This is a genomic window from Brachybacterium sp. SYSU DS0246, assembly GCF_059391765.1.
Window position 1 is genome coordinate 1 of sequence record NZ_JBZXYT010000055.1, and the last position, 9,216, is coordinate 9,216.

The 9,216-nt window shown below is 71.0% G+C and carries 8 protein-coding genes and 1 pseudogene; 5 read left to right on the forward strand and 4 right to left on the reverse strand.

Annotation, left to right across the window (positions count from 1 at the left end; translation table 11 throughout):
* The 5 genes and pseudogenes from AC5020_RS16695 to AC5020_RS16715 form a co-directional block, all read left to right on the forward strand.
* Positions 1-177: pseudogene (locus AC5020_RS16695) on the forward strand (sugar ABC transporter permease); the annotation flags it as partial.
* Positions 174-1,091, forward strand: coding sequence for a carbohydrate ABC transporter permease (locus AC5020_RS16700; RefSeq protein ID WP_464989110.1), 918 nt, complete (start codon positions 174-176; stop codon positions 1,089-1,091). The pseudogene AC5020_RS16695 and the gene AC5020_RS16700, both read left to right, overlap by 4 nt.
* Before the next feature lie 86 nt (positions 1,092-1,177).
* Positions 1,178-2,533 carry a serpin family protein gene (locus tag AC5020_RS16705; RefSeq protein WP_464989111.1) on the forward strand — a complete coding sequence of 452 codons (1,356 nt, stop codon included), beginning with the start codon at positions 1,178-1,180 and terminating at the stop codon, positions 2,531-2,533.
* A gap of 53 nt (positions 2,534-2,586) precedes the next feature.
* Positions 2,587-4,596 carry a beta-galactosidase gene (locus tag AC5020_RS16710; protein WP_464989112.1) on the forward strand — a complete coding sequence of 670 codons (2,010 nt, stop codon included), beginning with the start codon at positions 2,587-2,589 and terminating at the stop codon, positions 4,594-4,596.
* A 482-nt stretch (positions 4,597-5,078) separates the two neighbouring features.
* Positions 5,079-6,311, forward strand: coding sequence for a Gfo/Idh/MocA family protein (locus tag AC5020_RS16715; protein ID WP_464989113.1), 1,233 nt, complete (start codon positions 5,079-5,081; stop codon positions 6,309-6,311).
* Between the two features lie 64 nt (positions 6,312-6,375).
* On the opposite strand, the gene AC5020_RS16720 is transcribed toward AC5020_RS16715, so the two are convergent.
* The 4 genes from AC5020_RS16720 to AC5020_RS16735 all read right to left on the reverse strand — a co-directional run.
* Positions 6,376-6,798, reverse strand: coding sequence for an NUDIX domain-containing protein (locus AC5020_RS16720; protein ID WP_464989114.1), 423 nt, complete (start codon positions 6,796-6,798; stop codon positions 6,376-6,378).
* A gap of 113 nt (positions 6,799-6,911) precedes the next feature.
* On the reverse strand, positions 6,912-7,226 hold the full coding sequence (locus tag AC5020_RS16725) for a hypothetical protein (RefSeq protein WP_464989115.1): 315 nt from the start codon (positions 7,224-7,226) through the stop codon (positions 6,912-6,914).
* Positions 7,227-7,491: 265 nt separating this feature from the next.
* Positions 7,492-9,030 carry an FAD-dependent monooxygenase gene (locus tag AC5020_RS16730; protein WP_464989116.1) on the reverse strand — a complete coding sequence of 513 codons (1,539 nt, stop codon included), beginning with the start codon at positions 9,028-9,030 and terminating at the stop codon, positions 7,492-7,494.
* 105 nt (positions 9,031-9,135) lie between these two features.
* Positions 9,136-9,216, reverse strand: an 81-nt coding sequence (locus tag AC5020_RS16735; protein WP_464989117.1) for a ribosomal protein bL36, incomplete at its 5' end; no start/stop codon positions are given.

Here is a 9,216-nt window from a genome sequence, read left to right on the forward strand (position 1 = left end):
AACATGAGCGCCGGGATCACCTCGGAGTACACCCCGAACATGGCCGCCTACGCCTTCGCGTTCCAGTACAACGACGTCGGCATGGCCGCCGCGCAGGCCGTGATCATCGCGGTCTCCGCCTTCGTGCTCTCAGCGATCGCGCTGGGAGTCTCCTCCTGGACGGAGAAGCGCCGATGACCACCACGCAGACCCCCACCCGCCGCCGCGCCGCTCCCGTCACCGACGGCCGCTCCGGTACCCGCGAGGCGGGGCGCAGACCGTCCACCACCATCCTGGTCACCGCGATCCTCGCCGTCATCGCGATCTACTTCCTGGTGCCGGTGTACTGGGTGCTCGTCAATGCCACCAAGTCCACCGAGGACCTGTTCGGCACCAGCGGCTTCTGGTTCGGCCAGGACTTCCAGCTGCTCGAGAACATCCGCGCGGTGCTCTCGGCCAACGGCGGGATCTTCCCGCGGTGGGCGCTGAACTCCGTGCTGTACGCGGGGGTCGGTTCGGTGCTGGCCACCTACTTCGCGGCCGCCGCGGGGTACGCCCTGGCGAAGTACCGCTTCCCGGGCCGGCGCCTGGTCTACGTGCTGGTCCTCGGTGGCGTGCTGGTGCCCGGCACGGCCGTCGCGCTGCCGCTGTTCTTCCTGTTCAGCTCCATCGGGATCACCAACACGTACTGGTCGGTGCTGATTCCCTCCCTGGTCAGCCCGTTCGGTCTGTTCCTGGCCTCGATCTATGCCAGCGCCGCGGTCCCGGACGAGCTGCTCGAGGCCGGCCGGATCGACGGGGTGGGGGAGCTGGGGCTGTTCCACCGGCTCGCGCTGCCGCAGCTCACCCCGGCCCTGGTGACCATCGTGCTGTTCCAGTTCGTCGCGATCTGGAACAACTACATGCTGCCGCTGGTGATGCTGGCCGACGAGACGCTCTATCCGATCACCCTGGGCCTGGACAACTGGCGGGCCCAGACCGACCGGCTGCCGGAGTTCTACCAGCTCACCGTCGGCGGCGCGCTGCTGTCGGTGATCCCGCTGGCCATCCTCATCCTGGTCCTCCAGCGCTTCTGGCGCGGCGGGCTGACGGAGGGGTCGGTCAAGGGGTGACCTCTCCCGGGCCCCGCACAGCCTCGGTGCCGATTCGCAACGCCGGGGCCCTTGCACCGGGCCGTCGTCCCGTCTTCGATGAGGACATGACCACCACTGCTGCTCCGTCCCGTCCCGCACGCCGCCCGGAGTGGCGCCGGCGCTCCGTCCTGACGGCCGGGGCGGCCCTCCCGTTCGCGTCGGTCGCTCTGGCGGGGTGCGGGGACGACGGCCAGGGCGAGGCCGGTGAACCGGATCTGAGAGCCGAGCTGCCGCGTGCCGAGCCCGGCTCGCCCGACGGCACCGGCGAGAACGTCGTGCCCTTCACGGCGCGGCTATGGGCAGGCATCGACCGCAGCGCCGTCAACGCCGTGTGCTCACCGCTGTCCGCCCAGATCGCGCTGACCATGGCCGGATTGGGAGCAGCCGGGGACACCCGCGCCCAGATGGAGGAGGCTCTCGGCGGGAGCATCGACGAGCTCGCCCAGGTCTCCAACACCCTGGCCACCGTGCTGGCCACGGTCGGCGATCAGGAGCGCGAGAATCCAGAGGACGACGCCCCGGAGCCGCCCGTCGCCTCGCTCGTGAACGGCACCTGGCTGCAGGAGGGCATGGCCGTCGAGGACGGCTTCCTCGAGGGCCTGGCCACCTACTTCGCCAGTGGCGTCTACGAGGCGGACTTCGCCGACGACGCCGAGCGGGAGCAGGCCCGCCAGCGGATCAACGACTGGGTCGCCGAGGCCACGAACGACCTGATCGAGGACCTGGTCCCCGAGGACGCCCTCGATGCGCAGACACGGCTGGTGCTGGTCAATGCGCTGCACCTGAAGGCAGCCTGGCAGGACACGCTGACTCGCTCCGGCGGCACGTTCACCACCGCCGAGGGCGAGGAGAAGAGCGTCGAGATGCTCAGCGGCACGACCGGCAGCTGGTACGAGGACGAGCTGTGCCGGGCGACGGCGCTGGGGACATACGGGGGCGACCTCGCGCTCGCTCTCGTTCAGCCGCTCGAGGACGTGGCCGCCGTGCTCGATGCGTGGGCGGAGAGCGCCGACGACACTGCAGCCAGCCTCTCGGCGCTGCTGAGCGGGCTCGATGCCTCCGACGGTGCCACCGAGCTCACTCTGCCCGGGTTCGACATCGGCTGGGCCGGCGAGCTGTCGGGGCCGCTGCAGGAGCTGGGCATGAGCGATGCCTTCGATGCCGGTGCGGCCGACTTCTCCGGGATCACCGCCGAGACGGACCTGTCCATCTCGCAGGTGATCCAGAAGGCGGTGATCACCGTGGACGAGGAGGGCATGGAGGCGGCAGCGGCCACGGCCGTCGTCGCCGAGGCGGTCTCGGCGCCCGCGGAGGAGCACGAACTCGTGCTGGATTCGCCCTTCCTGGTCGTCGCCTACGAGACCTCGACGCTCGCCCCGCTCGTCGTCGGCTGGATCGGCGATCCGACGCAGACGCGATGACGGCATCTATGCTGGCCGAAGCGCTTCCCGAATGATCTCGCGATGGAGGAGACATGACTGCTGCACGACCCTGGCCCGTCGGCGTCGAGGGGATCGCCTACGGCGGCGACTACAACCCCGAGCAGTGGCCGCAGGAGGTGCGCCTCGAGGACATCGACCTGATGCGCGAGGCCGGCGTGAACCTGGTCAGCGTCGCCATCTTCGCGTGGGCCACGATCGAGCCCCGCGAGGGCGACTACGACTTCACCTGGCTGGACGAGACCATGGACCGCCTCGGCGAGGCCGGGATCAAGGTGGCCCTGGCCACCGCGACCGCGTCGCCGCCGCCGTGGCTGACCCGCCACCACCCCGAGATCCTCCCCGTCACCGAGGACGGCACCGTGCTCGGTCAGGGCGGGCGCCAGGCCTACGCCGTCTCCTCCCCGCTGTTCCGGGAGTACGCGGTGCGCATGACCCGGATGATGGCCGAACGCTACGGCGAGCACCCCGCGCTGGCGCTGTGGCACGTGGACAACGAGCTGGGCTGCCACGTCCCCCACGACTACTCCGACCGGGCCGCGGCCGCCTTCCGCACCTGGCTCGAGCGCCGGTACGGATCGATCGACGCGCTCAACGACGCCTGGGGCACCGCGTTCTGGTCCCAGCGCTACGACACCTTCCGCGAGATCCTGCCGCCGCGCGCGGCGCCGACCTACGCCAATCCCACCCAGCAGCTGGACTTCGCCCGCTTCTCGAGCGACGAGCTTCTGACCCACTACCGGGCCCTGCGCGACGTGCTGCGCGAGATCACCCCGCAGATCCCCACCACCACGAACCTCATGCTCAAGTCCGACACCAAGTGGATGGACTACTACTCGTGGGCCGATGACCTCGACCTGGTGGCCAACGACCACTATCTGATCGCCGACGACCCGCGCGGCCAGATCGAGCTGGCGCTGGCCGCGGACCTCTCCCGCGGCGTGGCCGGCGGCGACCCGTGGATCCTCATGGAGCACTCCACCTCCGCCGTGAACTGGCAGCCTCGCAACCGCGCCAAGGGCCGCGGCGAGATGCTGCGCAACTCCCTGGCGCACGTGGCCCGCGGGGCCGACGGGGTGATGTTCTTCCAGTGGCGCCAGTCCCGCGCGGGCGCGGAGAAGTTCCACTCGGCGATGGTGCCCCACGCCGGCCGCGACACCGACGTCTGGCGCAGCACCGTCGCGCTCGGCCGTGCCCTGGAGGCCCTGGCCGAGGTACGCGGCAGCCGGGTCCTGAACCGGATCGCGATCATCGTGGACTACCCCTCCTGGTGGGCGAGCGAGCTGGATTCCCACCCCACCCAGGCGCTGCGCTACAACGAGGAGCTGCTGCGCTGGTACACCGCCTTCTGGGACCTCGGCGTGGGCGTGGACATGGTGCCCCTCGACGCGGACCTGACCGGCTACGAGCTGGTGCTCGCCCCCACCCTGTACACCGTGCGCGACGAGGACGCCGACCGCCTCGCCGCAGCCGCGCGCGCCGGCGCGCAGGTGGTCATCACCTTCTTCTCCGGCATCGTCGACGAGAACGACCACGTGCGCCTCGGCGGCTACCCCGGCGCCTTCCGCGACCTGCTCGGCGTGCGCACCGAGGAGTTCGCCCCGCTGCTGGCGGACCAGGTGCTGCATCTGGACGACGGCACCGAGGCCGATCTGTGGAGCGAGAAGACCCGCCTCGAGGGCGCCGAGGCGATCCGCAGCTGGGCCGACGGGCCGCTGCACGGCCGGCCCGCCGTGACCCGGAACCCGGTGGGGGAGGGCGCGGCCTGGTACGTCGCCGCCCGCCCGTCGGCCGAGGGGCTCGAGGCCCTGGTGGCCGAGATCGTCGCCGCGGCCGGCGTGGAGCCGTCGGTGGCGGGGCTGCACCGCGATGTCGAGGCGGTGCGTCGCTTCGCGGAGGACGGCACCACCTACCTGTTCGTGCTCAACCACTCCGACCGCGACCAGGTGGTGCAGGTCAGCGGCTACGAGATGCTCTCGGCCACCGACGTGGAGGGCGCGGTCACGGTGCACGCCGGGGCGGCGGCAGTGGTGCGCGAGAGCTGAGCGGGCATACCGCGGTGGGCGGCCTGGGTGCGGTCGGTCTGCGCGCGGGCGGCCTGCGTGCCCGGGCCACCCCGACACACGCGTCGTCGCCCGCCATTCCCCCGATACGTTGCATTGGTGCCACGCATCAGTGGAATGCCGCGGCGCGTCGGCCTATGTCACCGGCAGCGCCCCGGCGGGTCCCACGCGCTGACCCTCAACCCGGCGGGTCCCACGTGCTGATCCCCAACCCGGCGTATCCGGACCGCCCCGACACGCGCGTTGTCGCTCGCCCATTCCCCGGATACGTTGCACTGGTGCCACGGATCAGTGGAATGGAACGGCGCGCCGGCCTATGTCATCGGGGCCCCCAGCCCGGCTGGCCCCACGTGCTGACCCCCAACCCGGCTGACCCCACCCGGCTGACCCCACCCTGCCGACCCCGACCCTGCTGACCCCCGGCCGAGCGCTTCCTGTCGGCGAACACCCCTGATCGGAGACTCATGCCCGACCCCACCCCGCAGCAGCCCGCCTCGTCGGCCCCCACGTCGGCGGCCGCCCCTCCGTCGGACCTGAGGATCGGGGTGATCGGGTTCGGGGCGCGCTCGCCGTTGGCCGAGCACGCCCACCGTCCCGGCGAGGGCTCCCGGATCACCGTGGTCGCCGACCCGTCGGAGCGTGGCAAGGAGATGGCCCGCGCGCGGCTCGGGGAGGACATCGCACTGGTCGAGGACGTCGACCAGCTGCTGGCCGGGCACGACGTCGACGCGGTCATGATCCTGACCCCCGACTACGCGCACGCTGGCGTCGCCCTGAAGACGCTCGAGGCAGGCGTGGCCACCTTCTGCGAGAAGCCGATGGCGATCCGGATCGAGGACACCGACGCCATGCTCGCCATGGCCCGGGACAAGCGCGCTCGGCTGTACATCGGCCACAACATGCGCCACATGCCGGTGGTCCGGCAGCTGAAGGAGATCATCGACTCCGGTCGCATCGGCCGGGTGCGCGCCATCTGGTGCCGCCACTTCGTGGGCGCCGGCGGCGACTTCTACTTCAAGGACTGGCACGCCGAGCGGGACAAGGCGATGACTCTGCTGCTGCAGAAGGGCGCCCACGACATCGACGTCATCCACTGGCTCGCCGGCGGCTACACCCGCCGCGTCTCGGGCATCGGCGACCTCGCGGTCTATGGGGACATCGCTGATCGCCGGGACAACTCGGACCGCCGCATGGGCGACTGGTACGACGAGGACACCTGGCCTCCCACCGCCCAGAAGGAGCTGAACCCCCTCATCGACGTCGAGGACATCTCGATGCTCTCGATGACGCTGGACAACGGCGTGCTGGCCTCCTACCAGCAGTGCCACTTCACCCCCGACTACTGGCGCAACTACACCGTGATCGGCGACGCGGGACGGATCGAGAACATGGGGAACGACGGCGGGGACCAGATCCACATCTGGGAATCGCGCCGTTCCGGACCCGGCCGCCCCGACGCCGTCGAGGTCATCGAGCGCGCCGAGGGGTGGCACGGCGGCGCCGATCCGCGCCTGGTCGCGGAGTTCCTGCGATTCGCCCGCGACGGCGGGAGCACAGAGGTCTCCGCCATCGCAGCCCGGGAGGCCGTGGCCACCGGGGTGCGCGGCGCCGAGTCGATCCGCAGCGGGGGAGTGCCGCTCGAGGTGCCCGCCGTGCCTGAGGAGGTGCGGGCGTACTTCGATGGTGGGCAGGGCTAGTGCCCGAGAGACTTGACGGCTGGGCGGAGGCCGTGTTGGCGAGCACCAGGGATGCGGGGGAGTATCAGTAGGGGCCGAATTCCTGAGGAGGCTGCAGGAACCGCGGAGATGTAGCAGCCTCGATGCTGTCCTTGTAGCCCTGGGGCATGGCCAGGTCGAGTGCGTCGGGGACGGAGAACCAGCGCACCTGGGAGTGCTCTTCGCTCGACCGGAGCGTCGCGTCGTGTGTCGGCGTCGCGAGATAGGTGATGATGACGACGCGCCCGAGAGGGCCGAGGTCGTACATCCACGAGTCCACGATCGGGCCCACGACGATTCGTATTCCGGCTTCCTCGTGGAGCTCGCGCTCAAGCACCTCTTGGGGTGAGGCGTCGGTGGGGTCCGGCCGGCCCCCGAGCAATTCCCATTCCTGGCGAGGGTTGCGGCCCAGCAGGACTCGGCCCGCAGGATCGACCAGGACTGCCTTGACGGAGACGCCGAGGGGCATGGCTATGCTGCTCCCTCGAGTGCAGCTGCGATGTGTTGTCGGAGGTCCATCCGCGAAACGTACCGGAGACGTGTTCCGCGCGTCTTGACGCCACGCCAGGACGCGCCGGTCGCTCAGCGCCCCGTGCGACGCACGTGGACGTGCACCGTCGGCGAGGCCTCCTGGCCCACGACGATCAGGTAGACGACCGATCCGTGAGTCGCGCTGACCACGCGGTCCCCCTTCCTCGGGACCTCGGGACCGAACTTCTCGGAGAACGGCAGCTCACCATCGCGATAAGCGTGGGATTCGATGTCGTTGCCGAGACTGTCCTGGACCCATGCGTCGACCTCGTCCGGGGATCCCGAGAACGTGACGTTCTTGCTCCACTGCTCCTCGCCCTCCAGCGGGACATCCTCGACGGCGGCCCCGTCGAGAGGAGGGGACATCCTCGACGGCGGCCCCGTCGAGAGGAGCAGCGAGGTCAGCAGCGGCGAGGACCTCGGTGGCGTCCATGGGAGCGGAGTCCTTCTCTGTGCGGGTGCAGGAGGCGGCGGGTACGAGAACGGCGAGTGCGCCGACTCGCGCGAGGAACTGACGCCGGTTCACGGAACGGTCCCTTCAGTGTGCTGGGCCGAGGATTCGCCCAACAGGTTGTACTCCCGTGCGATCCCACCGCGGTGGAGCGCGGCGAGCTTCTCGCCAGCGGCGGCCTCACGCGACGACCTCGTACGCCGCGAGCGCCGAGCGCACGTCGTAGATGCTCGCGGCGCCGGCATGCAGCGGGAACGCGGCGGCGACGAAGCCGTCGGGCCGGATCAGGTACATCCGGTCCGGCCGCAGCTGGCCCCGGGGATCCGCGGCGAAGGCGAACGGGCCCTCGATCCAGTCCGGAACGGCAGGGCGGCGCGCCTGGTTGCCGTAGGTGTGCAGCTGCCAGGTCATCGCGCGCAGAGCGTCCGCCCTCTCCCCGTCGGCCAGCAGCCGCAGGCCGACCGCCGGATCATCGGCCCAGGCCGGCGGCGTCGTGCCGGCCGGCACCTGCGGGTAGCGGATCCGGTACTGGCCGAGCAGCCCGCCCAGGCGCGGGCCCAGGGCTGACCGGAACAGCGTCGGGCCGAGGAGCGAGATGATCCCGCTGAACCGGCGTCGCAGCGCCGCGGCCCCGCGGCCGCGGCGGGCGATGATCCCGAAGGCGCGGTCGGTGCCCTCGATCAGGGCGAGGGCGACGGGTCGCCGTTCCCGTTCGTAGCGTCCGACGGCCGACGGGGTGAGATGGCCGTGGACGACGTCGGCCAGGAGGTTCGACAAGTGATGAGCGTCCTGCAGGCCGGTGTTCATGCCCTGGCCGCCGATGGGGGAGTGCACGTGGGCGGCGTCGCCGGCGAGCAGCGCGCGCCCCTTGCGGAACTGGGAGGCGACGCGGTGGTGGACCCGGTATGCGGAGAACCACTCCACGCGCTCGAAATCGATGCCGAGGTCGGTGCGGGCCTCGGCCAGGACCTCGTCCTGATCCGGGGACTCGGTGGGGCTGAGGCACACCAGGCGGGCGTGGCCGCCCGGGCCCAGCGGGATGAACACGGCGAACGACGCATCGCCGAAGCGGGCGGCGACGGTGTGGTTGGGGATCCCGGTGACGCCGTGGAGATCGGCGACGCAGAAGGTGGCATCGTCCGTGACGCCCTCGAAGGGCAGGCCGAGCTGGTGACGCACCGGGGAGCTCGCCCCGTCGGCCCCGATGCACCACCGGGCGCGTAGGCGCATCAGTCCTTGCGGACTCTCGACCAGTGCCTCGACCTGCTCGTCCGCGGTGTCGGTGCCCTCGAGGAGAGTGACCAGACGGTGGCCCCATCTGACCGGGCGTCCCTCGGTCTCGAGCGCAGAGGCCAGCAGCTCCTCGTTGCGGCTCTGCTCGAAGATCTGCGCCCCGGGGAACGGGGTGTCCCCGGCCTGGGCAGGAGCGAACTGGAACCCCTCCGGGTTCGCGGACTGCCGCAGCTGGAACCCCGTGGCAGGATTCGCCGCCTCCAGCACCTGCTGCGCGAGGCCCAGCTGATCGTAGATCTCCATCGACTGGGCCTGGACCACCAGGGCGCGGGACTCACGGGTCGGGCCGGACTTGGGGTCGATAACCTCGGCGCGCACACCGCGCCGGGCCAGGACCAGAGCGGCCATCAGCCCCGTCGGCCCGGCCCCGACCACCAGCACGTCGGTCTCGAGCAGGGGGAGTTCGCTCAGCGGCACTGCGGTCATGGGCCAGCCTCTCGCCGGTGGTACCCGGAGCGGGTGGCTTCACCGTAATGCGACGGCCGTGCCGGGACCAGGGGTTCCTGGTCCCGGCACGGCCGGGGTCGCGGGTCAGCCCTTCTGGCGGCCCTTGAAGCGCGGGTCCTGCTTGTTGATGACGTAGATCCGCCCGCGGCGGCGCACGACCTGCGC